We start from the raw sequence: 24753 nt of genomic DNA on the forward strand, positions 1-24753 counted from the left end.
TCCCGCATGCTGCCGAACGCTAGTTTGCGCGAATGGAGTTGGCATTTACAAGGGGCGATCTCGAAAAAGCGCCCGAAGTCCTTGATAAATCGGGGTTTTCCCCCAGAAATCGGGATGCATTTCTTTTCGGTTTGTAAATGCCCGGTGAATAAATCCATGCGATCTGGGACAGGCGCGCGTGAACCGCGCCATTTGCGCGGTGCGCGCAAGACGGAGAAACACTCAAACCGGATTGTCGATGTCGATAAAGAGATGATCGATATCAAAGGTTTCAGCGAGATGCGCGCCGACTGCCTGCACGCCGAAGCGCTCGGTCGCGTGATGGCCGGCCGCGAGAAACGCCACGCCGCTCTCCGCCGACGTGTGAAAAGTGGGCTCGGAGATTTCGCCGGTAAGGAACACGTCGGCGCCCGCGTCGATGGCCGCGTCGAAGAGGCTCTGCGCCGCGCCCGTGCACCATGCCACGCGGCGCAACTGCCAGTCGGGATCGCCGAGCACGAGCGGCGTGCGCCCGAGCGTCTGCTCGACCTGCGCGGAGAAGTGCGCGAGCGTGATCGGCATGGGCAGCGTGGCCATCCAGCCGAGATCCTGCTCGCCGAACCGTTGCTCGCCGATCCAGCCGAGCTTGGCGCCGAGCTGCGCGTTATTGCCGAACTCCGGGTGGCAGTCGAGCGGCAGATGGTAGGCAAACAGGTTGAGGTCGTGCGCGAGCAATGTCTTCAGGCGACGATATTTGCGCCCCGTGATCTGCGGCGCCTCGTTCTTCCAGAAGTAGCCGTGATGGACCAGCACGGCGTCGGCGCCCCACTCGAGCGCGGCTTCCAGAAAGGCCAGCGAGGCGGTCACGCCGGTCGCGATCTTCTGCACGCGCCGCCGCCCTTCCACCTGCAGCCCATTCGGGCAGTAGTCCTTGAACCGCCCGGTTTCCAGAAGATTGTTCAGATACAATTCCAGTTCGATCCGATCCATATAATCCTCTAATCTTCAAATGCTTAGACGCTTTTGGCTGTTCTTCGCCCAGGCGGTGACGGTCCTGCTGGCGTTGATGTTCATCATCGCGACGCTCAAGCCGCAGTGGCTTCAGCACCAGGGGCAACTCGGAAAACAGCTGGCCGAACCCATCGTCGCGCTGCGCGAGGTGGCGCCGGGCATCGGCGGCGGCGGCGCCCAGGGGTCCTACGCGGACGCCGCCCAGAAGGCCATGCCCGCGGTCGTCAACGTATTCTCCAGCAAGGACGGCTCACTGCCGCCCGATCCGCGCCAGAACGACCCGCTATTCCGCTACTTCTTCGGCGATCGCAATCACAACCGCAAGCAGCAGGAACAGCCCGCCGCGAATCTCGGTTCGGGCGTCATTGTCAGTCCGGACGGTTACATTCTAACGAACCAGCACGTGATCGACGGCGCGGATCAGATCGAAATCGCGCTGTCCGATGGCCGCACCACCAACGCCAAGGTGATCGGCATCGATCCGGAAACCGATCTGGCCGTGCTCAAGATCAATCTGCCGAACCTGCCCACGATCACGCTCGGCCGGATGGATCAGGCCCGCGTGGGCGATGTCGTGCTAGCCATCGGCAATCCGTTCGGCGTGGGCCAGACGGTCACGATGGGCATCATCAGCGCGTTGGGCCGCAATCACCTCGGCATCAACACGTTTGAGAATTTCATTCAGACCGATGCGCCGATCAATCCCGGCAACTCGGGCGGCGCGCTCGTCGACGTGAGCGGCAATCTGCTCGGCATCAACACGGCCATTTACTCGCGCTCGGGCGGCTCGCTCGGCATCGGCTTCGCGATTCCCGTTTCCACGGCGCGCAGCGTGCTGGAGAGCATCATCACGACCGGCTCGGTCACGCGCGGCTGGATCGGCGTGGAGCCGCAGGACCTCACGCCCGAGATCGCCGAATCGTTCGGCATCAACGAGAAGGCCGGCGCGATCGTCGCCGGCGTGCTGCAAGGCGGTCCCGCCGACAAGGCCGGCATCAAGCCGGGCGACATCCTGCTCTCCGTGAACGGCGAGGCGATCACCGACACCACGCGTCTGCTGAACGTGATCGCGCAGATCAAGCCGGGCACCGACGCGAAGGTCCATCTCGTGCGCAAGAACAAGGACATGGATCTCGACGTCATGATCGGCAAGCGCCCGCCGCCGCCGAAACAGCCGGCCAACGAAGACGGCGAAGGCGACGACGACGGCGGTTGAGGTAGGGTGGAGGTCGGCAAGGCCGCACGCGCGGCCTCGTCTCTCACTTCAGACGAACCGCAACGAGCCACATAACGCGCACCAACCCGCACCAAACACAAAGGCCGCGAACGTCACCGTTCGCGGCCTTTTGTCTTTGCCGCGCCGCAGCGTGCTGCGGCATGATCGCGGGCGGTCAGCTTGTCGCTTCGCTCTCGTCAGTGGCCTTCTTCTCGCCCGTGCCGATAAAGACGCGCGCGGCGATGATGCCCGCTTCGTAGAGGATGATCAGCGGCAGCGCCAGAATGAGCTGCGAGAACACATCCGGCGGCGTCACGACCGCGGCCACGATGAACGCGCCAACGATCACGTACGGACGGATTTCCTTGAGCTTTTTCACCGTGAGCACGTTCATGCGCACGAGCAGCACGACGATGATCGGCACTTCGAAGGTCACGCCGAACGCAATGAACATCGTGAGCACGAAGCTCAGGTAATTGTCGATATCGGTCGTCATCTCCGCGCCGAGCGGCGCGTTGTAGTGCGCCATCACGCGGAAGATCGTCGGAAACACCACGAAGTACGCGAACGCCATGCCGCACAGGAACAGCGTGTAGCTGCTCGCCACGAGCGGCGCGACGAGCTTCTTCTCGTGCTGATAGAGCCCCGGCGCGACGAACGCCCAGATCTGGTAGAGCACGACGGGCAGCGCTATCACGAAGGCGACGAGCATCGTCACTTTCATCGGCACGAAGAACGAGCCGGTCACGTCGGTGACGATCATCTTGCCGTCGCGCGGCAGGTTTTGCATGAGCGGGCGCGCGAGCAGCCGGAAGATGTCCGGCGCCCAATACACGAGCCCGACGAACACGACGATGACGGCAATGCCCGCGCGGATAATGCGGTCGCGGAGTTCGACGAGGTGCGAGATGAAGGTCTCTTCAGTGCCCTCGCCCTGGTTTTGCTGGGGGTCGCTCACACCGGCCCTCGGGGGTTGGAGATGGGGAAATTCGAATGCGGCTGCGGCATCGCGATCGGTGAATGCGCGTCAGAAGAAACGCGTGGGCCGGCGCAGGCTGGCCGGCGTGTGCTGCGCGACGCGCGCCGCGCCCGACTGCACGCGCGTGCGCCGCAGCGTCGCGCGCTTGTACCACACGGGCGCCGCCGTCTGCTTCACGCGCCAGTTCTTGCGCTTTGCGGTGGACGGGCCGGCATCGCCGGAACGCCATGCCGCCGCGGAAGAACCGTCGGAAATTCCAGCCATGCCGGACACCGCGCTTTCCGCCGTGACGGCAGCCGGGTCCGCGCCGCCCGCGATGCTGGGCGACACGCTCGTGCCCTGGTTCCAGGCGTCGTTGAGCTCGGTTTCGTGCTTGCGCAGATTCTCGTGAACGTTCTTTTCGACGTTCTGCGCGGCCTGCTCGAACTCGCCCCTCATGCGGCGCAGTTCGTCGAGTTCGATCTCGCGCGTGACTTCGGCCTTGACGTCGTTGATGTAACGCTGCGCGCGCCCGAACAGCGCGCCTGCGGTGCGCGCGACGCGCGGCAGGCGCTCCGGTCCGAGAACGACCAGCGCGACGACGCCGATCAGCGCCATCTTCGTGAGACCCAGATCAAGCATGAATGGAGCTTTCCGTCAGCCTTGGAGCGGGAAAAAGCGGAACAGACACGGCAAGCAGACGACCGCCGCGCTTAGCGGAGGTCGTTGCTCGAAGTCTTGTCCTTGGCGTCGACGTCGACCGTGCCGCCGTTCTTCGGCAGTTCGCGCTTTGCCGCGTCGGGCGCTTCTTCGCCCTCGCGCATGCCTTCCTTGAAACCCTTGACCGCACCGCCGAGGTCGCTACCGATATTGCGCAGCTTCTTCGTGCCGAAGACGAGCGCCACGATCAACAACACGATCAGCCAATGCCAGATGCTCAACGAACCCATGATCAAAACTCTCCTTAACCCCGACGCCGCGCCAGGTGCGCAGCGAGAAAACGTTGGCGCGCCAAGGCGCGCTGCGTAAAAAACGGTCCGGTCATCCATCGTGCCTGCGAGGTGTGGCGTCTGCGTGGCATGCCATCCTCTTTATGCAGGCTTTGTTGCTTTATAGGCCCATGCGCCGCGTGCGTACAGATGACGCTGCACGCCTTCATCCCATGCGCTGCCACGGACGCGGTCCGGCCAGCAAATGCGCGTGCAGGTGATACACCTCCTGACCGCCGCCGGGCCCCGTGTTCACGACCGTGCGAAAACCGGTGTCGCCGCCGGTGTACGACACGCCGAGATCCCTCGCCAGCCGCGCCACCAGCACGAACATTCTACCAAGCAGCGGAGCGTCCTTTTCACCGCAATCGGCGAGCGTCGCGATATGTTCGCGCGGGATCACCAGCACGTGCGTCTGCGCCGCGGGCCGGATGTCCCGGAAAGCGACGAATTCGTCGTCTTCGTAGACGCGCGTGCTCGGAATCGCGCCGTCGGCGATCTTGCAGAACAGACAGGTGCTGCGATCGTGGCTCATGATGCTCCCGGAATGACCGGCCCGCTTACCCTGCTGGCCCTGCTGGCCCTGCTGGCCTGACGACCTGCGGCATCAAACCCACGCGCGCGGATCGCGCAGCGGCTTGTTGTCGTGCAGATACAGCCAGCCTTTGATGATACGGTACAACGTCCAGATCGCGACAGCCCACAAAATTGGAATGCCGATCAGCACGAAAAACAGCGCAATCCCGATCAGATGCCCGGCCAGCCCGAGCCAGAAGGTGCGGATCTGCCAGGTGAAATGCTGCTCGTAGGGCGTGCCCGCCGCTTCGTCGCGCTTGAGGTAATTGATGATGATCGCCACCAGCACGGTCACGCCGCCGGTGAGCCAGTAAAACGCATACAGACCGTAGAGCACGTGCGTGAGAGTGCGCAGACTGCGCAGGCGGTCCGCGTCGAGCGGATCGCGCACGGCTGGAGGCGGATAACCGCCGGGCGTCGTGGACATGTTGCGTCTCCCCTGGTGAGCGGCGCGCGCCGCGTGGGTGGGCAAGCGCCGCCGGAGTGCCCGGCGGCATGCGCCTGTCTGCGCTCGGACCCGCGCCGGGTCCGTCGTCAGTCGCCGTTCGCCTCGCGCTCCTGGCTCTTGCGCAGCGCCTTTTCTTCGAGACCCGAGAGGCCTTCGCGGCGCTCGAGTTCCGCCAGCACGTCGGCGGGGCTCAGGTCGAAATGCGAGAGCGTGACGAGGCAATGGAACCACAGATCGGCCATTTCGCCGACCAGCGCCTTCGGCGCGCCGCCCTGGCGCACGTCCTTGGCGGCCAGCACGACTTCCGTCGCTTCTTCGCCGACCTTCTTGAGGACCGCGTCGTCGCCCTTGTGGAACAGGCGCGCGACATACGATGCGTCCGGATCGCCGCCCTTGCGGCTGTCGATCACCGCCGCGAGGCGCAGCAGGGTGTCGTTGGTGTTCAGTTGCGTCATTTGTAGATGTGCTCGGGGTCTTTCAGCACGGGATCGACGGCGACCCAGCGGCCCTCGTCGACCGTGCCTTCGAATTGCTGGAAAAAGCACGAGTGGCGGCCCGTGTGGCAGGCGATGCCCGACACCTGCTCGATCTTGAGCAGCACGACGTCTTCGTCGCAGTCGAGGCGAATCTCGTGTACGTGCTGCACGTGGCCCGATTCCTCGCCCTTGAACCACAGGCGCTGGCGCGAACGCGAGAAGTACACCGCGCGGCGCAGCTCGACGGTCTTGGCGAGCGCCTCGCGGTTCATCCACGCGAACATCAGCACGTCGCCGGTCGTGGCTTCCTGGGCGATCACCGGCACGAGGCCGTTGGCGTCCCAGTTGATCTTGTCGAGCCAGCCTGCCTGTTCAATCGATCCGGTCGTCATGGCTTACATCCTCACCGAAATGCCCTGGTCGGCCATGAAGCGCTTCGCCTCGCCGACCGTGTGCTCGCCGTAGTGGAAGATGCTCGCCGCGAGCACCGCGTCGGCGTGACCCTTGACGATGCCGTCGGCCAGATCCTGCAGGCCGCCCACGCCGCCCGAGGCGATCACGGGCACCGGCACGGCGTCCGAGACGGCGCGCGTGAGATCGAGGTCGAAGCCGCTCTTGGTGCCGTCGCGGTCCATGCTCGTGAGCAGGATTTCGCCCGCGCCGAACTCGGCCATCTTGCGCGCCCATTCGACGGCGTCGATGCCCGTGGCCTTGCGGCCGCCGTGCGTGAACACTTCCCAGCGCGGCGCTTCGCCCGGCGCCGAGGCGCGCTTGGCGTCGATCGCCACGACGATGCACTGCGAGCCGTACTTGTCGGCCGCATCGCGCACCAGTTGCGGATTCGCGACCGCCGACGAGTTCATGCCGACCTTGTCCGCGCCCGCGTTGAGCAGGCGGCGCACGTCGGTGACGGCGCGCACGCCGCCGCCGACCGTCAGCGGAATGAAGACCTGCGAGGCCACCGCTTCGATGATCGGCAGAATCAGGTCGCGCCCGTCCGAGGTGGCGGTGATGTCGAGGAACGTCAGCTCGTCGGCGCCCTGATCGTCATAGCGGCGCGCGATTTCGACGGGGTCGCCCGCGTCGCGCAGTTCGACGAAGTTGACGCCCTTGACGACCCGTCCGGCCGTCACGTCGAGACAGGGGATGATGCGTTTGGGTAGAGCCATGATCTTGCCGGTGATGCCAGGTTAGTGTCGGGTCGGGCGCAAAAGCGGACGAAAGCGGACGCGGCGGCGCCGTGTGCCGTCGCTGCGGGTCGCTTCGAGCGGCTTTGGCCCGCGAGCGGCATAAAAGCAAAAGGCCTCCGCTCGCGGAGGCCATGGGGGCGACGCTTACGCGTCGTCCGATTCGCGCAGGCTGTCCGCGCGCGATTGCGCCGCCGCGAAGTCGAGATCGCCCGAGTAGATCGCGCGGCCGCAGATCACGCCTTCGACGCCCTCGTCTTCCACTTCGCAGAGCGCGTCGATGTCGGCGAGATTCGACAGGCCGCCGCTCGCGATCACCGGAATCTTCACCGCGCGCGCGAGGCGCACCGTGGCTTCGATGTTGATGCCTTGCAGCATCCCGTCGCGGCCGATGTCGGTGTAGATGATCGACTCCGCGCCGTAGTCCTCGAACTTGCGCGCGAGATCCACGACTTCGTGGCCCGTGAGCTTGCTCCAGCCGTCGGTGGCGACCTTGCCATCCTTCGCGTCCAGGCCGACGATGATATGGCCCCCGAACGCCGTGCACGCTTCCTGGAGGAAGCCCGGGTTCTTGACCGCGGCGGTGCCGATGATCACGTAGGAGAGGCCGTCGTCGAGATAGCGCTCGATGGTGTCGAGGTCGCGGATGCCGCCGCCGAGCTGCACGGGAATCGTGTCGCCCACTTCGCGGATGATTTCGCGAATGGCATCTTCGTTCTTCGGCTTGCCGGCGAATGCGCCGTTCAGATCGACGAGGTGCAGACGGCGCGCGCCACGCTCGACCCAATGTCGGGCCATCGCCGCCGGTTCCTCGGAAAAAATCGTCGCCTGGTCCATATCGCCTTGTTTCAGGCGTACGCAGTGACCGTCTTTGAGATCGATGGCCGGAATCAGCAGCATAGCAATCGGGGAATATCTGGGAATGAGGTTGAAATCAGCCGGCTTCGGTGGATAAAAGGCCCGATCCGACGCCGTTTCGCTAGTTTAGTACAACTCTTTCGACGGCCTTGCCATCGGAGATCGGTGCGGGGCGGCCTCGTTGGCCGGCCCCGGCGCCAGTCAGCCCGCAATCAGGCAGCGCCGCATTCGAAATCAGGGGTTCCAGTGGACGAAGTTGCGATACACGCGCAGGCCTGCCGCGGCGCTCTTTTCCGGGTGGAATTGGGTCGCGAAAATGTTATCCCGCGCCACCGCCGAGGTAAAGGCCGCACCGTAAGGCGTTTCGCCGACAGTGTGCGACGCGTCGTCCGGCACCACGTAGTAGCTGTGCACGAAGTAGAAGAAGCTTTCGTCAGGCACGCCGTCCCACAGCGCATGCGCGCGTGCCTGACGTACGCGGTTCCAGCCCATCTGCGGCACCTTGAAACGCGAGCCGTCGTCCTGCAGCCGGCCCGCGAGTTCGAAGCGCACGACCTTGCCCGGCAACAGGCCGAGGCCCTTCGTGTCGCCTTCCGCGCTCCAGTCGAACAGCATCTGCTCGCCCACGCACACGCCCATCAGCGGCTTGCTGCGCGCGGCTTCGAGCACGGCGTCCTGCAGGCCCGACTCGGCGAGACTGCGCATGCAGTCGGGCATCGCGCCCTGGCCCGGCAGCACGACGCGGTCGGCTGCGCGGATCGCTTCGGGACGCTCGACGATCTGTACGTCGGCTTCCGGCGCGGCCTGCTTCAGCGCCTGGGCGACCGAACGCAGGTTGCCCATCCCATAATCCACAATCGCAATTGAAGTTTTCATCTCGATTCAGGCCGCGTGGGCCATGTTGGGCCTTGCCCGGTTTGCTTCGTGCCCCGGCTTCGCGAGCAACTTCGGAGCGCCACCGCCCAGGCGCGCCGCCGATGCTGCTCAAACCCGTCAATCTACGCCTTGCGGCTCGCGCGCGCCCTTAACTGGCGCAGCGCGGAGCCCGCCAGCACCGCTTTACAGGCTGCCCTTGGTCGACGGAATCTTGCCGGCCTGGCGTTCGTCGAACTCGGCGGCCTGACGCAGCGCGCGGCCAAAGGCCTTGAACACGGTTTCCAGCTGATGGTGGGCATTGAGCCCGCGCAGATTGTCGATATGCAGCGTCACGCCCGCGTGATTGACGAAGCCGCGGAAGAATTCGATCGACAGGTCGACGTCGAAGGTGCCGATGCGCGCGCGCGTGAACGGCACGTGGAACTCCAGACCCGGACGGCCCGAGAAGTCGACCACGACGCGCGAGAGCGCCTCGTCGAGCGGCACGTAGGCATGGCCGTAGCGGCGGATGCCCTTCTTGTCGCCGATCGCCTGAGCGACCGCCTGGCCGAGCGTGATGCCGACGTCTTCCACCGTATGGTGGTCGTCGATCTGCGTGTCGCCATGCGCCTCGACTTCGAGATCGATCAGACCGTGTCGTGCGATCTGGTCGAGCATGTGGTCGAGAAACGGCACGCCGGTCGCGAGCTTCTGCTCGCCGGTGCCGTCCAGATTGATTTTGACGCGGATTTGCGTTTCGCTGGTGTTGCGAACGACTTGCGCGACGCGCATGGCAATTTCCTTCAAACAGCCCGTACAGGAGGGATTAGAGAACGAAGCGCGCTTCGGAATACGGTGAACAGTGGGGACGATTCACTTGAGCACAAGCTTCAGGGCGGCGACCAGTTGCGCGTTCTCGTCGGGGGTCCCGACGGTCAGGCGCACGCAATTCGCCAGCAATGGGTGCATTTTACTCACGTTTTTGATCAAAACCCGCGCGGTCAACAGGGTATCGAACACGGCGTGAGCATCCGGCACGCGCACCAGCAGGAAATTTCCCGCGCTCGGGAACACTTCGGCGCCCGGCAGTTTCGCCACTTCGGCGGCCAGTTGCGCCCGTCCGGCGCGCAGTTGCGCGGCCTGCGCGTCGAGCACGTCGAGGTGATCGAGCAGGAAAGCGGCCGCCGCCTGGGTGAGCACGTTCACGTTGTACGGCGGACGCACCTTGTCGAATTCGTCGAGCCACGCGGCGCGGCCCGCGAGATACCCCAGACGAATACCCGCGAGACCCAGCTTCGACATCGTGCGCATGACGACCACGTTCGGGAACGCGCCCGCGCGCGGCAGCCAGCTCGATTGCGCGAACGGCTGATACGCCTCGTCGATCACCACGAGCGAGCCCGCGGCGTCGGCGGCCGCGATCACGCGCTCGATGTCGGCGTCGTCGAACAGCGTGCCGGTCGGATTGTTCGGATACGCGAGCCAGATCACGGCCGGCTTGTGCTCGTCGATGGCGGCGAGCATGGCTTCGAGATCGAGCGTGAAATCGGCGTTGAGCGGCACGCCGACGAAGTCGAGCTGCGCGAATTTCGCCGACATCGCGTACATCACGAAGCCCGGCACCGGCGCGAGCACCTTCGCGCCCGGCTTCGCGCACGCCATCGTGATCATGCTGATGATTTCGTCCGAGCCGTTGCCGAGCAGCACGTCGCAGTCGGCCGGCACGCGCAGCGCGGTCTTGAGCTTCGCCAGCAGCGCCTCGGGACGCGGCGCCGGATAGCGGTTCAACGCAACGCCCGCGAGATGCTCGCCCAGCTTCGCCGCCAGATCGGCGGGCAGCGGGAACGGGTTTTCCATCGCGTCGAGCTTCACGAAGCCGGATGCGTCGGGCACCGGATAGCTCGTCATTGCGAGCACATCGGAGCGGATCAGATCTTGAGGTGTCGTCATGTCGGAAGGCTGGCGCGCGAGGCGGCAAGCCGGCAGGAACGGTCGGTTCGCAGCGCCCGGCTGCATGACCGTCCAGGTGATCGTTGGTCTCGGGTTGTTATCGGTGCCTTTGGCAAGGCATTCGCGGGACCCTGGCACATTGCTGACTGCCGTGGCCCGGCTGGTTACTTCGGATTTCCAGGCATCGGGCGCGGCCTTAGCGCCGGGCGGCGCCGCGAACCGGGCTCGACGACGCCGATCGGTGCTGCTCGACCGGCGCGGCCCGATCAGCTCTGCTTCATGCGGTATTCGGCGCTGCGCGCGTGGGCTTGCAGCCCTTCGCCGTAAGCCAGTTCCGCCGCGATCTCGCCCAGCGTCTGCGCGCCTTCCGCGCTGACTTCGATCAGGCTCGAACGCTTGATGAAATCATAGACGCCCAGCGGCGACGAGAAACGTGCGGTACGAGACGTAGGCAGCACGTGATTCGGGCCGGCGCAGTAGTCGCCGAGGCTTTCGCTCGTGTAGCGGCCGAGGAAGATCGCGCCCGCGTGGCGGATTTCCGCGCCCCACTTCTGCGGCTCCAGCGCCGAGATTTCCAGATGCTCCGGCGCGATGTCGTTGGCGATCGCGCAGGCTTCGGCCATGTCGCGCACCTTCACGAGCGCGCCGCGATTCGTGAGCGACGTGGCGATCACGTCCGCGCGCGGCATGGTCGGCAGCAGCTCGTCGATGGCGGCTTCCACGCGCTTGATGAAGCTTTCGTCCGGGCACAGCAGGATCGACTGCGCGAGTTCGTCGTGTTCGGCCTGCGAAAACAGGTCCATCGCGACCCAGCGCGGATCGGTCGTGCCGTCGCAAATCACGAGGATTTCCGACGGACCGGCGATCATGTCGATGCCGACGGTGCCGAACACGCGGCGCTTGGCCGAGGCCACATAGGCGTTGCCCGGGCCGCAGATCTTGTCGACAGGCGGAATGGTCTGCGTGCCGTAGGCGAGCGCGCCCACCGCCTGCGCGCCGCCGACCGTGAACACGCGGTCGACGCCGGAGATCAGCGCGGCCGCCAGCACGAGCGGGTTCTTCACGCCGTCCGGCGTAGGCACGACCATGACGATCTCGCGCACGCCCGCGACGCGCGCGGGAATCGCGTTCATCAGCACCGACGACGGATACGCCGCCTTGCCGCCCGGCACGTACAGGCCGACGCGGTCGAGCGGCGTGACCTTCTGGCCCAGCACGGTGCCGTCCGATTCGGTGTACTGCCAGCTATGCGAGCCGCACTCGATGCGCTGTTTCTCGTGGTAGCCGCGCACGCGCGCCGCCGCCGCTTCGAGCGCCGCGCGCTGCTTCGGTTCGAGACTTTCGAGCGCCGCTTCGAGTTCGCTGAACGGCAGTTCGAGCGCCGCGACGCTCGTGGCGTTCAGGCGGTCGAAGCGGTTCGTGTACTCGAGCACGGCGGCGTCGCCGCGCGCCTTCACGTCGGCGAGGATCTGCGCGACCGAGCGCTCGATGGCTTCGTCCTCGCTCGCCTCGAAAGCGAGCACCGCGTGCAGCGCCTTCTTGAAACCTTCGGCGCTGGAATCGAGTTTGCGCATCGTGATAGCCATGCTGGTATCCATCCGTATCGGTTGTGCGCGCGGCGCCTCACACGAGGCGCGCGGCGCGCGGACTACTTATGCGGCCTGCTCGCCGCGCGACGCGCGTTCGAACGCGTCGAGGAACGGCCGCAGCGCGGCGCGCTTGAGCTTGAGCGCCGCCTGATTGACGACGAGGCGCGACGAGATCGGCATGATCTCTTCGACTTCGGCCAGATTGTTGGCGCGCAGCGTGCCGCCGGTGCTCACCAGGTCGACGATCGCGTCGGCGAGGCCGACGAGCGGCGCCAGTTCCATCGAGCCGTACAGCTTGATGAGATCGACGTGCACGCCCTTGGCCGCGAAATGCTGACGCGCGGCTTCGGTGTACTTGGTCGCCACGCGCAGACGCGCGCCCTGGCGCACCGCGTTCGCGTAGTCGAAGCCCGCCTTCACGGCCACCGACAGACGGCAGCGCGCGATGTCGAGATCGACCGGCTGGTAGAGCCCGCCGCCGCCGTGCTCGTTGAGCACGTCCTTGCCCGCCACGCCGAAGTCGGCCGCGCCGTACTCGACATAGGTGGGCACGTCCGTCGCGCGCACGATGATCACGCGCAGGTTCGGATCGGTGGTCGGCAGGATCAGCTTGCGCGAAGTTTCCGGGTCTTCGGCCACGTGCACGCCCGCGGCGGCCAGCAACGGCATCGTCTCTTCGAAGATGCGGCCTTTCGAGAGCGCGAGCGTCAGCGGCGCGCTGGAGGCGGCGGCCGGCGTGGGCCGGGATTCGACCGTGCTCATGCTTCGCTCCCCTTGATGCGTTTCACGTTCGCGCCGAGCTTCGTGAGCTTCGCTTCCATGCGGTCGTAGCCACGGTCGAGGTGATAGATGCGGTCGATCAGCGTTTCGCCTTCGGCGCACATGGCGGCGATCACGAGGCTCGCCGACGCACGCAGATCGGTCGCCATGACCTTCGCGCCCGAGAGTTTTTCCACGCCCGCGATCAGCGCGGTCTTGCCGTCGATCGTGATGTGCGCGCCCAGGCGGTTCAGTTCCTGCACGTGCATGAAGCGGTTTTCGAAGATGTTTTCGACCACTTGCGAGGTGCCGTCGGCGATCGTGTTGAGCGCCATGAACTGCGCCTGCATGTCGGTCGGGAACGCCGGGTATTCCGAGGTGCGCAGGTTCACGGCGCGCGCGCGTTCGTGCATGCGCACGCGCATCCAGTCGTCGCCCTCTTCGATCGTCACGCCGGCTTCGCGCAGCTTGTCCGTGACCGCGTCGAGAATGTGCGGACGCACGTGGCGCAGTGTGACGTCGCCGCCCGCCGCCGCGACCGCGCACAGGAACGTGCCCGCTTCGATGCGGTCGGGGATGACCGTGTGCTGCGCGCCGTGGAGCTTGTCCACGCCCTGAATCACTAGGCGGTCGGTGCCGATGCCCTCGATCTTCGCGCCCATCGCCACCAGCAGGTGCGCGAGGTCGCCCACTTCCGGTTCGCGCGCGGCGTTTTCGATCACCGTCTCGCCGTCGGCGAGCACGGCGGCCATCAGCAGGTTTTCCGTGCCGGTGACCGTGATCATGTCGGTGACGATGCGCGCGCCCTTCAGGCGCTTGGCGCGTGCTTCGATGAAGCCGTGCTCGATGCTGATCTCGGCGCCCATCGCCTGCAGGCCCTTGATGTGCTGATCGACCGGACGCGCGCCGATCGCGCAGCCGCCCGGCAGCGACACCTTCGCCTCGCCGAAGCGCGCGACGAGCGGCCCGAGCACGAGGATCGAGGCGCGCATGGTCTTGACCAGTTCATACGGCGCGACGAGGTTGTTCACGTTCGAGGCGTCGAGCTGCACGCGCGCGCCGTCCTGGCTCGTGCGCACGCCCATCTGGTTGAGCAGCTTGAGCGTCGTGCGCACGTCCTGTAGGTCGGGCACGTTGTCGAGATGAACGGGTTCCGCGCTCAGCAGACCGGCGCAGAGAATGGGCAGCGCGGCGTTCTTCGCACCGGAAACGGTGACTTCCCCTGCGAGCTTCTGCCCGCCGACGATGACGAGTTTGTCCATGCCTGAGGTTTCCTGATCGGTGCGGCCGCTGTGCGGCGCTGCGTCGAGTTGAGCGGCGCCGCTGGCTGCGGCGCCTTTATCCTGGGTAATTCGCACTGAGATTCCAGATTATGCGTTCTGCCATTCGGCGGGCGTGAGCGTCTTCATGCTGAGCGCGTGGATTTCCGCGCGCATGCGGTCGCCGAGCGCCGCATAGACGAGCTGATGGCGCTGGATCAGACGCTTGCCTTCGAAAGCCGACGAAACGACGACCGCGGAGAAGTGCGTGCCGTCGTCGCCCTCGACCTCCAGATGCTCGCACGCGAGCCCGGCCAGGATGTACTGCTTGAGCTGTTCCGAAGACAACATGGTGAGAGGCTCCTGCCTGAATTTCACTTAGTGGCGCAGCTTGTAGCCGCTTGCGAGCAGACGCATCGCGAGCGCGGCCAGCACCACGAAAAAGACGAAAACGATCGCGAGGCTCACGAGCGGGTTAATGTCGGACAAGCCGAAGAAACCGTAGCGGAAGCCGTCGATCATGTAAAAGAACGGGTTGAGCCGCGACACTTCGCGCCACACCGGCGGCAGCGTATGCGTCGAATAGAACACGCCCGACAGGAACGTGAGCGGCATGATGAGAAAGTTCTGAAACGCCGCGAGCTGGTCGAACTTCTCGGCCCAGATCCCGGCGATCAGGCCGAGCGTGCCGAGAATCGCCGAGCCGAGCACCGCGAAAGCGATGATGTAAAGCGGCGCGGCAAAGCTCATCGGAATGAACCAGATCGTCACGACGAACACGCCCGCGCCCACGGCGAGGCCGCGCACGATCGAGGCGAGCACGTAGGCGCCAAACATCTCCCAGGCGGCCAGCGGCGGCAATAAGACGAATACGAGATTGCCCGTGATCTTCGACTGGATCAGCGACGACGACGAATTCGCGAACGCATTCTGCAACACGCTCATCATCACGAGACCCGGAATCAGGAAGCTCGTGTACTCGACGCCCGGATAGACCTCCACGTGGCCGCGCAGCGCGTGACCGAAGATCGTCAGATAGAGCAGCGCGGTGATGACCGGCGCGAGCACGGTCTGGAAGGCGACCTTCCAGAAACGCAGCACTTCTTTGTAAAACAGCGTACGGAAACCGCTCATGCGAGCCCCTCGATCACTTCCGGACCGTTCATCACCTGCACGAAGACGTCTTCGAGATCGGCCTTGCGCACTTCCATTTCCTCGAGCTTGCAGCCGTTCGCGCGGCACAGCGCGAGGATGCGCTCCACGTCGTCGTAGCTGTTCAGGCGCAGCAGATGTTGATTGCCGCCGCCGTTCGGCAGATTCGAGGTATCGACTTCGAGCGCGCGCAATTCGGTCGGCAGTGCGCCTTCCGAGAAGCGCAGGAACAGTTGCGTGCCCGCGAAGCGCTGCAGCAGCGTGCTCGTGCGTTCGAGCGCCACGACTTCGCCGCGGCGCAGCATGGCGATGCGGTCGCAGAGTTCTTCCGCTTCTTCCAGATAGTGCGTGGTGAGCACGATGGTGTGCCCTTCGCGGTTCAGGCGCGCGATGAACTTCCAGAGCGTCTGGCGCAGTTCGACGTCGACGCCGGCCGTGGGCTCGTCGAGCACGATCACGGGCGGACGATGCACCAGCGCCTGCGCGACCAGCACGCGGCGCTTCATGCCGCCCGACAGCGCGCGCATGTTGACGTCGGCTTTCTCGGTGAGGTCGAGATTGGCCATGACTTCGTCGATCCACGCGTCGTTATTGCGCAGACCAAAGTAGCCGGACTGGATGCGCAGCGTCTCGCGCACCGTGAAAAACGGATCGAACACCAGTTCCTGGGGCACGACGCCGAGATTGCGGCGCGCGTTGCGGTAATCGGTGACGACGTCGTGGCCGCGGACTTCGATCGTGCCTTCGTCGGCACGCGCGAGGCCGGCAAGCGCGCTGATGAGCGTCGTCTTGCCCGCGCCGTTCGGGCCGAGCAGCCCGAAGAACTCGCCCTCTTCGACCGTGAAGCTGACGCCTTTGAGCGCCTGAAGCTCTTTGTAGCGCTTCTTGACGTTGCGGATTTCTATGGCTGGCATGACTCGGACGCCGCCCGTGGTAAACGGTGCGGCCGGTAAGTGCATCAATGCTGCGGGGAAGACCGGAATTGGGGACGGCACAGGCCGTCTGCTGCGCTACCCGATCGAGCCGGGGCAACGCCCAAAAAACATTTGATTATAGGCCAAGTCGGAAGGCCCGGCCTGGGCCTGGCGTTGACTTGAAGGAGGACGCGGCGGCTCGGCGAGCCGCCGCGCGTCAATGTCACTCGTGGAGGAGCGAATCGACGCCATAGGCGCGCGCGAGGGACGCGAGCGCGGCGGGCAGATTGACGACGTTCAGGATGGCGCCGCGTTGGCTCGCGGCACGCTGCCAGGCGAGCAGCACGGCGAGCGCGGACGAATCGAACTGCGTGAGCGGCGCGCAGTCGACGGCGGTCGCGCCCGACGCGATCTGCGCGAGCCCCGCCGAGAGCGCGGCCTTCGCGCTCTCGTGGGTCAGCGTGGCGCCGGTGGCGAAGCGCTCGCTCACGAAGCGGCCTTGCCCGAAGCCAGCTGCTGGTTACGCTGCGTGAGGAAGCTGATCAGCCCTTGCACGCCGCCCTGCTGGATCTTTTCCTGGAACTGCTGCTGGTACGCCTGGATCAGCCACGCGCCGAGCACGTTGATGTCATACACGCGCCAGCCTTGCGCCGTCTTGTACAGGCGGTAGTCGAGTTCGATCGGCTGGCCGTTGTTCACAACGGTCGAACGGACCACGACGTCGGTGTCGTCCGGGTTCGCGCGGAACGGCTTGTAGTCGATCTGCTGGTCGCGCACCTGGGCGAGCGCGCCCGAGTACGTGCGGATCAGCAGCGTCTTGAACTGTTCGATGACCTGTTGCTGCTGGTCGGGCGTTGCCGCGCGCCAGTTGCGGCCCATCGCGAGCTGCGTGGTGCGGCGGAAGTCGGTGTACGGCAGGATCTTCTCGTTGACCAGTTGCGTGATCTTGCTGATGTCGCCGGACTGGATCGACTTGTCGCCCTTGATCTGGTCCATGACCTGCTGCGTGATCGTCTTGACCATCGCGTCGGGGTTGCTGGTGTCGACGGTCTGCGCGGATGCCGTGCCGGCGAACGCGAAGAACATGGCGAAAATCGGGAACAACAAGAATTTTTTCATAGTGAGTCCTGCAAGTTGGGGAGGCGCGATTGCGGGCGATGAGCCCCGAATCGCGCCTGTTATTCGAGCCAACGATAGCACGCGAGTTCTATCGCACTGAGTCAAAGAGTGCCAGGAAATTGCGACAAGCGTTTCAGCTTGTTACGTCGGACCTGAGCGCTCCGGACGCCGGCGAACCGGCGTTCCACCCCGCGCGAACCACCCGCCGCCGCCTCTCAACGCAGACGCAGGAGGCTCGGAAAGCCGATGCGCGCGGGCGGGACGACGTCGCCGCCCGGCACCGTGGTCTGCGAGGCGGCCGAAGCCGGCTCCGCCGCTGCGCCAGCCGGACCTTCCAGCGTGGCCGGTGCAGCAACCGTGGCCGACGCGCCTTCCGGCACGGCGGGCGCCATGCTGGCCGCCGTAGGCGTAGCAGCACGTGCCGCGCCCGATGCCGGCGCCGCTGCCGCCGCGCCCTGATCGGCGTCTTCGTAGTTCGGCGGCGGCGTGTCGCCGTAGTCCGGCAGGCTGCCATCCGACGACGCGTGGCCGTCCGACAGCAGATAGCGGCGGCGCTGCAGGTAGGTGTTGCGCACGAACGAGTACTTGTCGATCGCCGCGCCTTCCAGCAGGTCGCTCGCGCCCAGCAGATTCGCGCGCGTGCTCACCACGTTCAGGCCGTAGAGGCCCCACGAGAGCGCCGCCGGATCGACATAGGTGAGCGGGTTGATGAAGTAGTTGCCGACGAGGCCCACGCCGTCACGCACCGTGCTCGGCCCGAACAGCGGCAACACGAGGTAAGGACCGGCGGGCACGCCGTAGTGGCCGAGCGTCAGGCCGAAGTCCTGATTGTGCTTGGGCAGCTTGGCGAGCGTCGCCACGTCGAACAGGCCGCCGACACCGAAGACCGTGTTGATCACGATCCGCATGATGTCTTCGACGCCGTCGGTGATCTTCAGCTGCAGCAGGTTGTTGGCCGCGTTGTAGACGTCGCCGATATTCGCGAAGAAGTTCGTCACGCTGTCACGCACCGGCTGCGGCGTGATCTTCACGTAACCCTTCGCGACCGGCTTGAGCGCGTACTGGTCGACCTTGTCGTTGAAGGTGTAGACGGTGCGGTTGAAGCCTTCCCACGGATCGTCCTTCGACGGCGTCTGCACCGTCGAGCACGCCGTGAGGGCGAGCGCCGCGACGCCGATCGAAACGGCGCGCATGCGTGTGGTCATCATCGTTTTTCTCCTTATTGCGCCGCCGCGCCCGAACCGGCTGCTGCCGGCGCGGGTGCCTGGACCGGCGCGGCGCTATCCCCGCCTGCCGGACCATTTGCGGCCCCACTTCCACTGTTACCCGATTTCGACGCGCCCGAGTCGGCAGCCTTGCTGTAGAGGAACTGGCCGATCAGGTTTTCGAGCACGATGGCCGACTGCGTCATCGAGATGGTATCGCCGGCCTTGAGCATTTCCGTGTCGCCGCCCGGCTCCAGACCGATGTACTGCTCGCCGAGCAGACCCGAGGTCAGGATCTTCGCGGACGAATCCTTCGGAAACTGATACTGCTGGTCGAGATTGATCGTGACCAGCGCCTGGTACGTGTTCGAGTCGAAGCCGATCGACGCCACGCGACCCACGGTCACGCCCGCGCTCTTCACGGGCGCACGCGGCTTGAGGCCGCCGATATTGTCGAACTTGAGCTTCACGGGGTAAGTCGCCTGGAACGACAGCGAGCTCATGTTCCCGGCCTTCAGCGCGAGAAACAGCAGGGCAATGAAGCCCAGCACCACGAACAGGCCGACCCAGAAGTCGAGAGCAGTCTTTTTCATCGTCATCCCAATGAGAATCCGTTGCGGCGGCGCGCGGCCCGAAAGCCCGTTGCGCCTGCCGCGTCGCCCCGCCGTTCGCGTTCGACCCGGTCGAAACGCGAGACGCCGGAGCGCCTGGCTTTATTTAGCTGAACATCAGTGCGGTGAGCAGGAAGTCGAGGCCGAGCACCGCGAGCGACGCGTACACCACCGTCTTGGTGGTCGCGCGCGACACGCCTTCGGGCGTGGGCTTCGCCTCGTAACCCTGATACAGCGCGGTGAACGTGACGGCGAAACCGAACACGATGCTCTTGATCACGCCGTTGCCGACATCGGCCCAGACATCGACGCCGCCTTGCATCTGCGACCAGAACGCGCCCGAATCGACGCCGATCAGCAGCACGCCCACCACATAACCGCCCAGCACGCCGACCGCGCTGAAAATGGCCGCCAGAATGGGCATGGCGATCACGCCCGCCCACATGCGCGGCGCCACCACGATGCGCACCGGGTCCACCGCCATCATTTCCATCGCCGTGAGCTGCTCGCCCGCCTTCATCAGGCCGATTTCGGCCGTGAGCGAAGTGCCCGCGCGACCCGCGAACAGCAGCGCCGTGACCACCGGACCCAGCTCGCGCACGAGCGACAGCGCGACCAGCAGACCGAGCGCCTGCTCCGAACCATAGCGGTTGAGCGTGTAATAGCCTTGGAGACCGAGCACGAAGCCGACGAACAGGCCCGAGACCGCGATGATCAGCAGCGAATAATTACCGACGAAGTGGATCTGCTTCGTGACAAGACGCGGACGGCGCAGCAGCGGGAAAAATTCCAGCACGAGGCGCACGAAAAACCGCGTGGCATGGCCCGCGCGCGCGATGGCGTCGAGCACTGCGCGGCCGACTGAACTGATGGCGCCGGTCATGAGCGGCCTCCGCCAATGCCGAAGTCCGCGCCGAGCGGCACGTTCGTCGGGTAGTGGAAACGGAACGGGCCGTCCGGCGCGCCGTCGATGAACTGGCGCACGATCGGATCGGTCGAGGCGCGCAGTTCGTCGGGCGTGCCCTGCGCCTGCACCTTGCCGTTCGCGAGGAAATACACGTAGTCGGCAATCGCGAACGACTCGGGCACGTCGTGCGTGACGAGGATCGACGTCGCGCCGAGCGCGTCGTTGAGCGTGCGGATCAGATTCGCGGTAATGCCGAGAGAAATGGGGTCGAGCCCTGCAAAGGGCTCGTCGTACATCATGAGTTCGGGGTCGAGCGCGATTGCGCGCGCAAGCGCGACGCGGCGCGCCATGCCGCCCGAGATTTCCGACGGCGCGAGGTCGCGCGCGCCGCGCAGGCCCACGGCGTTGAGCTTCATGAGCACGAGGTCGCGGACCAGTTCTTCGGGCAGGTCGGTGTGCTCGCGCAGGGCGAACGCGACGTTGTCGAACACCGACATGTCGGTGAACAGCGCGCCGAACTGGAACAGCATGCCCATCTTGCGGCGCAGCGCGTAGAGGCCTTCGCGCGTTTGCGCGCCGACGTCCTGGCCGTGAAACAGCACCTGGCCGCGCTGCGCCCGCACCAGGCCGCCGATCAGGCGCAGCACCGTGGTTTTGCCGCCGCCGGAGCCGCCCATGACCGCAATGACCTGACCGCGCCCGAAGCGCATGTTCAGTCCGGACAGGACGAGCCGATCGCCGTAACCGAAGTCGACGTCGCGCAGCTCCAGAAGGGTCTCAGAGGTTGAGGGCACGTGGCTGACAGTCCATTTACACGAAGGCGGGATTATAGGGCCATCGTGGAATTGCTGCCGTGATGCGCCCATGCCGCTTGATGCAGTCGGAAAGGCCGTGAAAGGCCCCGCTGCTCGCTCCTCGCGCCGGTCACGCAACAGGGGCGCGACCGGCGACGAGGCGGACCATTATTGCGTAAACGCGTTGCGCAGCGCAGCAACGGCGGCAGCCGGATCGGCGGCTTCCGTGACGGCGCGCACGACGGCAGCGCACGGCGCGCCGGTGGCGAGGACGGCGGGCAAGGCGGCGGCGTCGATGCCGCCGATCGCGACCATCGGCACCACGCCGTCGAGCAGCTGCACGTAGCGTGCGAGACGCTTGAGACCTTGCGGCGCGGTCGGCATCTGCTTGGTGGTGGTGGCGAACACCGCGCCGCACGCGATATAGCTCGGACGGAAGTGCAGCGCCGTCAGCATCTCGAAATAGCCGTGCGTCGACAGACCGAGGCGCGTGCCCGACGCCGCGATCGCGTTCAGATCGGCTTCGCGCAGATCTTCCTGACCCAGATGGATGCCGTAAGCGCCCGCCGCCAGGGCGGCCTGCCAGTGATCGTTGATGAACAATTGCGCGTCGTGCTTGCGGCCCGCCGCGACGCAGCGCTCGATTTCACGCGTAAGTTCCGGCGATTCAGGCTGCTTGCTGCGCAACTGCACGGTCGTCGCGCCGTAGTCGAGCACGCGCTCGACCCAGTCGGCGCTCGGCAGCACGGGATACAGGCCGAGCCGCGCCGGGCAAGGCGCGAAGGGCTGCGCGGGCGCGTCGGGAAGACCGAGCACGCGCGGGAAGCGCGCGATGTCGACCGGCCAGGCGTCGGTTTGCTGTTCGTCGCCGTCGCGCCAGGCGAGTGCGAGCACGAGCGCGTCGTGCGGATCGAAACCGCAGTCGAGGAACGCCGCCAGCGCCGGGATCCAGTCCTCGGCCAGCGCGCCTTCGAGCGCGTAGCGCTCGCCGCCCAGATGCAGCGTGACGCGCGCCTCGCGCGGATCGTCGCCGGCAGCTTCGATCACGCCCGCGCCTTGCGTCATCCAGCGCGCGATGTTCGCGAGATGCGGCGCGGCGTCGGTCACGACGATCAGATCGCCGCCGTTGGGCGCGTCGGGCGGCGTCAGGCAGATGCGCCACGGCGCCTGCGTCGCCGCCCAGTCGCCCAGTCGAGCGCGGATGCGTTCCGCCGTGGCGGTCAGCGCGTCGGCGGGCGGCCAGAACAATTCACGGCCCTGAAAATGCAACGTTTCACTCATTACTTGCCTCCATCCTGGTGCCAGAACGGCATGCCGACGACCGGCGTGCTCGCCACAGCGGCTTCGCGCTCGGCCATCGGTCCGGCGAGAAACGCGCTGCGCCCCGCCTCCACGCCCAGCGCGAACGCGCGCGCCATCGCGTCGGGATGCGTCGCCTGCGCGACCGCCGTGTTCAGCAGCACGCCGTCGAAACCCCACTCCATCACTTGCGCCGCGTGCGACGGCAGACCGAGGCCCGCATCGACGATCAGCGGCACGTCGGGCAGCCGCTCGCGCAGCACGCGCAGACCGTACGGATTGATCACGCCCTTGCCGGTGCCGATCGGCGCGCCCCACGGCATCAGCGCCTCGCAACCCGCGTCGAGCAGACGACGGCCGATCACGAGGTCCTCGGTGCAGTACGGCAGCACCTTGAAGCCGTCCTTCACGAGCCGCGCGGCGGCTTCGATCAGGCCGACCGGATCGGGCTGGAGCGTGTAGTCGTCGCCGATCAGTTCGAGCTTGATCCAGTCGGTGTCGAACACCTCGCGCGCCATGTGGGCCGTGGTGACGGCTTCGTTGACGGTGAGGCAGCCCGCCGTGTTCGGCAGCAGCGGCACGCCGTGGCGCTTGAGCAGATCGAAGAAGCCGGCTTCGGCGCCGCCCTCGTTCATCTGGCGGCGCAGCGCGACGGTGATCATGCCGGGCCGCGCGGCCGCCATCGAATCGGACAGCGATTGCAGCGACGGATAGCGCGACGTGCCAAGCAGCACGCGGCTCTGGAAAGTTTCGCCGTAGAGCGTGAGCGCGTCGGCGGTCGGTTGAAGCGTGGTCATGGCGGAAATCCTGGTCGGGTGGCGTGGGCGCGCGGATCGGCTAGCGGCCGTATCAGCCGCCGGCCACCGGGCTCACGACGTCGAGGCGGTCGCCCGCCGACAATGCGCGCGCGCCATGCTGGGCGCGCGCCACGAAATCGCCATTCACGGCGACGGCGAACGGCGGACGCGCGCCGAACGCGACCAGCGCGTCGGCGACGGTCGCGCCCTCGGGGAGCGTGAGCGGCTTCTGATTGATCTGAATGTCCATAACGATTCGTCTGACTACGTGTGTTTCATGCGGCGCAAGCGGCGCGCCGTCGTGTCCATCGTGTTCCTGTTCGCGGATAGCGACGCGCTCAGGCCGGTTCGTGCGCACGCGGCGCGGCTTCGGCGCGGCGGTCGTGCAGCATCGCCGGCCAGCGCGATTCGGCGCGCAGCGCCTCGAATCCGTCGGCGTTCTGCATGCGTCCGGCCAGCAAGGCTTCGGCCACTCGCACCGCTTCGTCGGCGACGGCGGGCGCGATCATGAAACCGTGGCGATAGAGGCCGTTCACGCGCAACGTGTTGTCGCCGTCCCAGAAGAGCGCGGGGCGATGGTCGGGCAAGGTCGGGCGGCACTGCGAATTGAGTTCGAGAATGCGCGCCTCGCCGAACGCCGGATGCACGGCGAACGCCGCGCTCAGCAGTTCGAGCGCCGAGCGCACGCTCACCGGCGAGCGGTCCTCGCCTTCGATTTCGGTCGCGCCAATCACGTAGACATCGTTCTGCTTCGGCGCGATATAGAGCGGATAACGCGGATGCAGCAGGCGCACCGGACGCGTGAGCCCGATGCCCGGCGCGTGCACGCGCGCGACTTCGCCGCGGATGCCGCGCAGCGCGGGCAGCGCGGGTTTCGCGCCGAGTCCGCGGCAATCGATCGTCACGCGCGCGGGCGGCGGATTCGCGTCGTCGACCGTGGTGTTCCAGTGTGTTTGCACGCCGCGCTGCGCGAGGCCCGCGGCGAGCGCGGCCAGCGCCTGGCGGTTGTCGAGCTGACCTTCGCCGTCGAGCAGCCAGCCGCGCGCGAAACGCCCGGCGAGCGCCGGTTCGGCGGCGTCGAGCTGAGCGCCCTGGAGCGTCGTGAAATGCGCGTCGGCGAGCGCGCGCGGCGCGTTGGCGCGCACGCGGCGCTCGAACAGCGGCGCCTCGGTGCGGTCGGCGTGATGCCAGACCACGAGCGTGCCGTTGCGCTGGAAGAAGACGGGTTCGGGCAGCTCGGCGAGAATGCGCGGCCAGGTGTCGAGCGATTCGACGCCCAGTTCGGTGATCAGCAGTTCGGCGACGGCGGCTTCCGCGAGCGGTGCGAGCATGGCCGCCGCGACCCAGGCCGCGGCTTCACCGCCCTCGGGACCGCCGCGCTCGTAAAGCGCCACGCGATGCCCGGCGCCCGCGAGTCGCCACGCGACGAGGCGTCCGCACAGGCCGCCGCCGAGCACGGCGAAATCGGGCACGACAGAGGACGCCGAAGCATCCGGCGAGGCTTCCAGAATCGGGGAGCGAACTGATTGAGGTGAAGAAGGTGCGGTCATCGGATCCTTTCCGTACGGCAACAAGCATGCGTACCCAAGGACGAAACCGGCTGGCAAAGCCGGCCGTGCAAACGATGCGCGCGAAAACTAACTGCACTGCACGCGTTGCCCGGCGGGAATCTGGACGCCACGCCCGAACCGGAGGAACGGACTCGAAAAAGCGGCGCCAGCAAGACTTTCCGGAAACTTCCCGCGCCGGTATTACCCGGATCGGGTGCGAAGGGTCTCTCTCAGCCTCACGGCGGCATGCAGGCATACCGGTGAAGCACCCCTGTTTCGTCAGCAGTCATTAGAC

Annotated in this window: 30 protein-coding genes and 1 riboswitch; of the genes, 1 reads left to right on the plus strand and 29 read right to left on the minus strand. The window is 66.1% G+C overall.

Annotated features, from left to right (window positions below; genetic code table 11):
* Positions 1-222: 222 nt before the first annotated feature.
* Positions 223-969 carry a Nif3-like dinuclear metal center hexameric protein gene (locus tag G5S35_RS12985; protein WP_065062670.1) on the minus strand — a complete coding sequence of 249 codons (747 nt, stop codon included), beginning with the start codon at positions 967-969 and terminating at the stop codon, positions 223-225.
* A 19-nt stretch (positions 970-988) separates the two neighbouring features.
* Between G5S35_RS12985 and G5S35_RS12990 the strand changes: the two genes are divergently transcribed.
* On the plus strand, positions 989-2206 hold the full coding sequence (locus G5S35_RS12990) for a Do family serine endopeptidase (protein ID WP_065062672.1): 1218 nt from the start codon (positions 989-991) through the stop codon (positions 2204-2206).
* A 175-nt stretch (positions 2207-2381) separates the two neighbouring features.
* On the opposite strand, the gene tatC is transcribed toward G5S35_RS12990, so the two are convergent.
* From tatC to G5S35_RS13130, 28 genes are all read right to left on the minus strand, one after another.
* Complete coding sequence (gene tatC / locus G5S35_RS12995) at positions 2382-3164, minus strand: twin-arginine translocase subunit TatC (protein ID WP_074987152.1); 783 nt, start codon at positions 3162-3164, stop codon at positions 2382-2384.
* Between the two features lie 69 nt (positions 3165-3233).
* Complete coding sequence (gene tatB, locus G5S35_RS13000; protein WP_065062676.1) at positions 3234-3806, minus strand: Sec-independent protein translocase protein TatB; 573 nt, start codon at positions 3804-3806, stop codon at positions 3234-3236.
* A 71-nt stretch (positions 3807-3877) separates the two neighbouring features.
* Positions 3878-4114 (minus strand): Sec-independent protein translocase subunit TatA, encoded by a 237-nt coding sequence (gene tatA / locus G5S35_RS13005; protein WP_065062678.1) that lies wholly within the window; start codon positions 4112-4114, stop codon positions 3878-3880.
* 205 nt (positions 4115-4319) lie between these two features.
* Entirely contained in the window at positions 4320-4688 is a 369-nt protein-coding gene (locus G5S35_RS13010) for a histidine triad nucleotide-binding protein (protein ID WP_065062680.1), read from the minus strand.
* A 72-nt stretch (positions 4689-4760) separates the two neighbouring features.
* Complete coding sequence (locus G5S35_RS13015) at positions 4761-5156, minus strand: DUF4870 family protein (protein ID WP_065062682.1); 396 nt, start codon at positions 5154-5156, stop codon at positions 4761-4763.
* Positions 5157-5263: 107 nt separating this feature from the next.
* On the minus strand, positions 5264-5632 hold the full coding sequence (locus G5S35_RS13020; protein ID WP_065062687.1) for a phosphoribosyl-ATP diphosphatase: 369 nt from the start codon (positions 5630-5632) through the stop codon (positions 5264-5266).
* The gene (hisI, locus tag G5S35_RS13025; protein WP_065062689.1) at positions 5629-6045 is read right to left on the minus strand and encodes a phosphoribosyl-AMP cyclohydrolase; all 417 of its coding nucleotides are present in this window, start codon (positions 6043-6045) and stop codon (positions 5629-5631) included. Before hisI ends, G5S35_RS13020 begins: the two co-directional genes overlap by 4 nt.
* Before the next feature lie 3 nt (positions 6046-6048).
* Positions 6049-6822, minus strand: a complete 774-nt coding sequence (gene hisF / locus G5S35_RS13030) for an imidazole glycerol phosphate synthase subunit HisF (protein ID WP_065062691.1) — start codon at positions 6820-6822, stop codon at positions 6049-6051.
* Between the two features lie 165 nt (positions 6823-6987).
* The gene (hisA, locus tag G5S35_RS13035; RefSeq protein ID WP_065062693.1) at positions 6988-7740 is read right to left on the minus strand and encodes a 1-(5-phosphoribosyl)-5-[(5-phosphoribosylamino)methylideneamino]imidazole-4-carboxamide isomerase; all 753 of its coding nucleotides are present in this window, start codon (positions 7738-7740) and stop codon (positions 6988-6990) included.
* 192 nt (positions 7741-7932) lie between these two features.
* Positions 7933-8574 carry an imidazole glycerol phosphate synthase subunit HisH gene (gene hisH / locus G5S35_RS13040; protein WP_065062695.1) on the minus strand — a complete coding sequence of 214 codons (642 nt, stop codon included), beginning with the start codon at positions 8572-8574 and terminating at the stop codon, positions 7933-7935.
* Positions 8575-8757: 183 nt separating this feature from the next.
* Positions 8758-9345: an imidazoleglycerol-phosphate dehydratase HisB gene (hisB, locus tag G5S35_RS13045; RefSeq protein WP_065062696.1), complete on the minus strand. Its 588-nt coding sequence runs from the start codon at positions 9343-9345 to the stop codon at positions 8758-8760.
* An 81-nt stretch (positions 9346-9426) separates the two neighbouring features.
* Positions 9427-10503 carry a histidinol-phosphate transaminase gene (gene hisC / locus G5S35_RS13050; protein ID WP_183038366.1) on the minus strand — a complete coding sequence of 359 codons (1077 nt, stop codon included), beginning with the start codon at positions 10501-10503 and terminating at the stop codon, positions 9427-9429.
* 266 nt (positions 10504-10769) lie between these two features.
* Positions 10770-12089 carry a histidinol dehydrogenase gene (gene hisD, locus G5S35_RS13055; protein ID WP_065062819.1) on the minus strand — a complete coding sequence of 440 codons (1320 nt, stop codon included), beginning with the start codon at positions 12087-12089 and terminating at the stop codon, positions 10770-10772.
* Between the two features lie 66 nt (positions 12090-12155).
* Entirely contained in the window at positions 12156-12854 is a 699-nt protein-coding gene (gene hisG, locus G5S35_RS13060; protein WP_065062697.1) for an ATP phosphoribosyltransferase, read from the minus strand.
* Positions 12851-14113: a UDP-N-acetylglucosamine 1-carboxyvinyltransferase gene (gene murA / locus G5S35_RS13065; protein WP_065062698.1), complete on the minus strand. Its 1263-nt coding sequence runs from the start codon at positions 14111-14113 to the stop codon at positions 12851-12853. Before murA ends, hisG begins: the two co-directional genes overlap by 4 nt.
* 108 nt (positions 14114-14221) lie before the next feature.
* Positions 14222-14461 carry a BolA family protein gene (locus G5S35_RS13070; protein ID WP_065062699.1) on the minus strand — a complete coding sequence of 80 codons (240 nt, stop codon included), beginning with the start codon at positions 14459-14461 and terminating at the stop codon, positions 14222-14224.
* 27 nt (positions 14462-14488) lie between these two features.
* Positions 14489-15244 (minus strand): ABC transporter permease, encoded by a 756-nt coding sequence (locus G5S35_RS13075; RefSeq protein WP_065062700.1) that lies wholly within the window; start codon positions 15242-15244, stop codon positions 14489-14491.
* Positions 15241-16176 carry an ABC transporter ATP-binding protein gene (locus tag G5S35_RS13080; RefSeq protein WP_065062701.1) on the minus strand — a complete coding sequence of 312 codons (936 nt, stop codon included), beginning with the start codon at positions 16174-16176 and terminating at the stop codon, positions 15241-15243. Before G5S35_RS13080 ends, G5S35_RS13075 begins: the two co-directional genes overlap by 4 nt.
* A gap of 223 nt (positions 16177-16399) precedes the next feature.
* Complete coding sequence (locus G5S35_RS13085; RefSeq protein WP_183038367.1) at positions 16400-16666, minus strand: STAS domain-containing protein; 267 nt, start codon at positions 16664-16666, stop codon at positions 16400-16402.
* Positions 16663-17295 (minus strand): MlaC/ttg2D family ABC transporter substrate-binding protein, encoded by a 633-nt coding sequence (locus G5S35_RS13090; protein WP_110328893.1) that lies wholly within the window; start codon positions 17293-17295, stop codon positions 16663-16665. The genes G5S35_RS13085 and G5S35_RS13090 overlap by 4 nt, the downstream gene beginning before the upstream one ends.
* Positions 17296-17510: 215 nt before the next feature.
* Positions 17511-18503 (minus strand): MlaA family lipoprotein, encoded by a 993-nt coding sequence (locus tag G5S35_RS13095; RefSeq protein WP_065062707.1) that lies wholly within the window; start codon positions 18501-18503, stop codon positions 17511-17513.
* An 11-nt stretch (positions 18504-18514) separates the two neighbouring features.
* Positions 18515-19093: an outer membrane lipid asymmetry maintenance protein MlaD gene (gene mlaD, locus G5S35_RS13100; protein ID WP_065062821.1), complete on the minus strand. Its 579-nt coding sequence runs from the start codon at positions 19091-19093 to the stop codon at positions 18515-18517.
* Between the two features lie 124 nt (positions 19094-19217).
* Positions 19218-19994 carry a lipid asymmetry maintenance ABC transporter permease subunit MlaE gene (gene mlaE / locus G5S35_RS13105; RefSeq protein WP_065062709.1) on the minus strand — a complete coding sequence of 259 codons (777 nt, stop codon included), beginning with the start codon at positions 19992-19994 and terminating at the stop codon, positions 19218-19220.
* Positions 19991-20812: an ABC transporter ATP-binding protein gene (locus G5S35_RS13110; protein ID WP_065062711.1), complete on the minus strand. Its 822-nt coding sequence runs from the start codon at positions 20810-20812 to the stop codon at positions 19991-19993. Before G5S35_RS13110 ends, mlaE begins: the two co-directional genes overlap by 4 nt.
* Positions 20813-20980: 168 nt before the next feature.
* Complete coding sequence (gene thiE / locus G5S35_RS13115; RefSeq protein ID WP_082992120.1) at positions 20981-22093, minus strand: thiamine phosphate synthase; 1113 nt, start codon at positions 22091-22093, stop codon at positions 20981-20983.
* Positions 22093-22908 (minus strand): thiazole synthase, encoded by an 816-nt coding sequence (locus tag G5S35_RS13120; protein WP_065062713.1) that lies wholly within the window; start codon positions 22906-22908, stop codon positions 22093-22095. Before G5S35_RS13120 ends, thiE begins: the two co-directional genes overlap by 1 nt.
* 52 nt (positions 22909-22960) lie before the next feature.
* Positions 22961-23158: a sulfur carrier protein ThiS gene (gene thiS, locus G5S35_RS13125; RefSeq protein WP_065062715.1), complete on the minus strand. Its 198-nt coding sequence runs from the start codon at positions 23156-23158 to the stop codon at positions 22961-22963.
* Positions 23159-23246: 88 nt separating this feature from the next.
* Positions 23247-24458, minus strand: a complete 1212-nt coding sequence (locus G5S35_RS13130) for an FAD-dependent oxidoreductase (RefSeq protein WP_110328913.1) — start codon at positions 24456-24458, stop codon at positions 23247-23249.
* Between the two features lie 170 nt (positions 24459-24628).
* Positions 24629-24741, minus strand: a riboswitch (TPP riboswitch).
* Positions 24742-24753: the final 12 nt, after the last annotated feature.

This window comes from Paraburkholderia tropica (assembly GCF_014171495.1).
Lineage (GTDB): Bacteria > Pseudomonadota > Gammaproteobacteria > Burkholderiales > Burkholderiaceae > Paraburkholderia > Paraburkholderia tropica.

Excerpts from the sequence above, each read along its gene's own strand:
- G5S35_RS13090 (WP_110328893.1), bottom strand. The coding sequence starts at position 17,295 with ATGAAAAAATTCTTGTTGTTCCCGATTTTCGCCATGTTCTTCGCGTTC.
- mlaD (WP_065062821.1), bottom strand. The coding sequence starts at position 19,093 with ATGAAAAAGACTGCTCTCGACTTCTGGGTCGGCCTGTTCGTGGTGCTG.
- hisI (WP_065062689.1), bottom strand. The coding sequence starts at position 6,045 with ATGACGACCGGATCGATTGAACAGGCAGGCTGGCTCGACAAGATCAAC.
- mlaE (WP_065062709.1), bottom strand. The coding sequence starts at position 19,994 with ATGACCGGCGCCATCAGTTCAGTCGGCCGCGCAGTGCTCGACGCCATC.
- hisB (WP_065062696.1), bottom strand. The coding sequence starts at position 9,345 with ATGCGCGTCGCGCAAGTCGTTCGCAACACCAGCGAAACGCAAATCCGC.
- hisC (WP_183038366.1), bottom strand. The coding sequence starts at position 10,503 with ATGACGACACCTCAAGATCTGATCCGCTCCGATGTGCTCGCAATGACG.
- G5S35_RS13020 (WP_065062687.1), bottom strand. The coding sequence starts at position 5,632 with ATGACGCAACTGAACACCAACGACACCCTGCTGCGCCTCGCGGCGGTG.
- G5S35_RS13120 (WP_065062713.1), bottom strand. The coding sequence starts at position 22,908 with ATGACCACGCTTCAACCGACCGCCGACGCGCTCACGCTCTACGGCGAA.
- hisA (WP_065062693.1), bottom strand. The coding sequence starts at position 7,740 with ATGCTGCTGATTCCGGCCATCGATCTCAAAGACGGTCACTGCGTACGC.
- G5S35_RS12990 (WP_065062672.1), top strand. The coding sequence starts at position 989 with ATGCTTAGACGCTTTTGGCTGTTCTTCGCCCAGGCGGTGACGGTCCTG.
- G5S35_RS13095 (WP_065062707.1), bottom strand. The coding sequence starts at position 18,503 with ATGATGACCACACGCATGCGCGCCGTTTCGATCGGCGTCGCGGCGCTC.
- G5S35_RS13075 (WP_065062700.1), bottom strand. The coding sequence starts at position 15,244 with ATGAGCGGTTTCCGTACGCTGTTTTACAAAGAAGTGCTGCGTTTCTGG.
- hisF (WP_065062691.1), bottom strand. The coding sequence starts at position 6,822 with ATGGCTCTACCCAAACGCATCATCCCCTGTCTCGACGTGACGGCCGGA.
- thiE (WP_082992120.1), bottom strand. The coding sequence starts at position 22,093 with ATGAGTGAAACGTTGCATTTTCAGGGCCGTGAATTGTTCTGGCCGCCC.
- murA (WP_065062698.1), bottom strand. The coding sequence starts at position 14,113 with ATGGACAAACTCGTCATCGTCGGCGGGCAGAAGCTCGCAGGGGAAGTC.
- G5S35_RS13015 (WP_065062682.1), bottom strand. The coding sequence starts at position 5,156 with ATGTCCACGACGCCCGGCGGTTATCCGCCTCCAGCCGTGCGCGATCCG.
- G5S35_RS13130 (WP_110328913.1), bottom strand. The coding sequence starts at position 24,458 with ATGACCGCACCTTCTTCACCTCAATCAGTTCGCTCCCCGATTCTGGAA.
- G5S35_RS12985 (WP_065062670.1), bottom strand. The coding sequence starts at position 969 with ATGGATCGGATCGAACTGGAATTGTATCTGAACAATCTTCTGGAAACC.
- thiS (WP_065062715.1), bottom strand. The coding sequence starts at position 23,158 with ATGGACATTCAGATCAATCAGAAGCCGCTCACGCTCCCCGAGGGCGCG.
- tatA (WP_065062678.1), bottom strand. The coding sequence starts at position 4,114 with ATGGGTTCGTTGAGCATCTGGCATTGGCTGATCGTGTTGTTGATCGTG.
- G5S35_RS13010 (WP_065062680.1), bottom strand. The coding sequence starts at position 4,688 with ATGAGCCACGATCGCAGCACCTGTCTGTTCTGCAAGATCGCCGACGGC.
- hisG (WP_065062697.1), bottom strand. The coding sequence starts at position 12,854 with ATGAGCACGGTCGAATCCCGGCCCACGCCGGCCGCCGCCTCCAGCGCG.
- hisH (WP_065062695.1), bottom strand. The coding sequence starts at position 8,574 with ATGAAAACTTCAATTGCGATTGTGGATTATGGGATGGGCAACCTGCGT.
- G5S35_RS13080 (WP_065062701.1), bottom strand. The coding sequence starts at position 16,176 with ATGCCAGCCATAGAAATCCGCAACGTCAAGAAGCGCTACAAAGAGCTT.
- G5S35_RS13070 (WP_065062699.1), bottom strand. The coding sequence starts at position 14,461 with ATGTTGTCTTCGGAACAGCTCAAGCAGTACATCCTGGCCGGGCTCGCG.
- hisD (WP_065062819.1), bottom strand. The coding sequence starts at position 12,089 with ATGGCTATCACGATGCGCAAACTCGATTCCAGCGCCGAAGGTTTCAAG.
- tatB (WP_065062676.1), bottom strand. The coding sequence starts at position 3,806 with ATGCTTGATCTGGGTCTCACGAAGATGGCGCTGATCGGCGTCGTCGCG.